General features: G+C 60.2%; 1 protein-coding gene. It reads right to left on the bottom strand.

Annotated elements, in window-relative coordinates; all coding sequences use genetic code 11:
* Positions 1 to 314, bottom strand: a 314-nt coding sequence (locus FRY97_RS22775) for a hypothetical protein (RefSeq protein ID WP_170254906.1), incomplete at both ends; no start/stop codon positions are given.

Genomic DNA, 314 nt, shown 5'->3' with positions numbered 1-314 from the left:
CACGCCCCCGTCATCGGGCGGGTCGATAGCGCCGCAGACGATGTAGCCGCCGTCGGGGGTGGCTTTGAGGTCCATGGGCTCGGGGGCAAGCGGTTCCTCATCAAAAAGCGTGAAGTAGCGCACCCAGAGGCTGTCGCCCTGTGGGGAGGCTTTCATGAGCCAGGTGCCTTGTCTGAGTACGTCCGTAGAAACATCTTCGGCAGTCCAACTGACACCAACGTATCCGCTGTTGTCTGCTGCTGCCGCAATTTTAACGGTCGAAAAAATAGGGCCTCGCAGCGGGCTCCGGAATTCTCGAACCCACTCCATCTGCC

This window comes from Phaeodactylibacter luteus (assembly GCF_007993045.1).
In the GTDB taxonomy this organism is placed as follows: domain Bacteria; phylum Bacteroidota; class Bacteroidia; order Chitinophagales; family Saprospiraceae; genus Phaeodactylibacter; species Phaeodactylibacter luteus.
Note: the sequence above shows the minus strand (reverse complement) of the source record. Positions and strands in the feature narration are given on the sequence as shown.